At 40.9% G+C, this 1,176-nt stretch carries 1 protein-coding gene; it reads right to left on the reverse strand.

The annotated features are described in order from the left end of the window. Positions 1 to 561: 561 nt before the first annotated feature. Positions 562 to 1,176, reverse strand: a 615-nt coding sequence (locus E8K88_RS18230) for an RHS repeat-associated core domain-containing protein (protein WP_205880130.1), incomplete at its 5' end; no start/stop codon positions are given.

A 1,176-nucleotide genomic window follows, 5' to 3' on the forward strand; every position in this document is an offset into this window, starting at 1 on the left:
CCTGGATGTGGCGTTGCTGGCTGAGCATGCGTTGCATGAAGGCTTCTTTGGCTTGGCGTGGGTTCCAGTCTTCGTCGTCTGTGGCGTCGTTGGCTGCTTTGTGCGTGGCGGTTGACGGGGCCGTTGTGTCCTCTGGGGCTTGTCCATCCACCAACTGCGCCAGTGGCGCAAAGCTGACAGCTTTTCTTTGTCAAAAAAATATTAAAAATTATCTTTCATTATTAATATTTGCCAAACCCTATTGTCGGGGTCTTCGATTTCAATGCCAAATTGATTTGGATACTCAATAATTTCTTTATTGAGATCAATTTCATTAATCTTATTTATCATGGAGTCAATTTCTTCTGTATTAATTCCATTTATTGTCACGCTAATGTGTATGACTTTTTCTTTTGAAAAAAAACAATCATTATGATTGAAAAAGAAAATTTCAAAATTATCGATTAAATTATTCGTATACCTTTTTTCTTCTGATTCATGAAAACCTAGGGCGTCAAGGATTCTTATTTTTTTTTTTCAATGCCTCTTAATCCGATTCCTATGGAAATTATCATTTCTTTTTTAATCACAATCTATATCCTTCCATGGTTTCATTATTGTTTTGCAGCCACAACGCTGCCGAATTGATGCTATGGATTCTCGATTGGATTTTGGCCCAACCTCTTTAATTATTGAGGGGTTTTTTATTCCCAGCTCAGATAATACTTGCAGCTCTGCCTTGTAAAATGGACTGTTGCTGCCAGTAGCTCCAATTGAAATAAATCCATAGCCGTCGGAAGCTCTATCTCGTATCCATTGCTTATTGAAATTGATTGCTCGGCACATCTCTTTTTTCCATTCAGGAGTTCCGAATCGTTTTCCACTTAAATTAGGGAGATCTGATGGCCAATCATTGGCAATTGTTCTAAATCCTGTTATGCGGCCAACTTCATTAATTGCTTTTTGCCCCTCGCCCAGAACGATAACGCCACCTCCTGGAAGACTAGATAAACCAAGTGGGTCAATCCAAGCTACCGGATTTGATGAGTATTGATAAAGATGAAGACCACCGGCTAAGCCAATCGGATCCTGACTCACAAACCGCCCACAGTCAGGATCATAGTACCTAAAGCGGTTGTAGTGCAGCCCAGTCTCTGCATCGTAATACTGGCCTTGGAAGCGCAGGTTCTGGCTCAG

The organism is Lampropedia aestuarii (assembly GCF_004803635.1).
GTDB classification, from domain to species: domain Bacteria; phylum Pseudomonadota; class Gammaproteobacteria; order Burkholderiales; family Burkholderiaceae_C; genus Lampropedia; species Lampropedia aestuarii.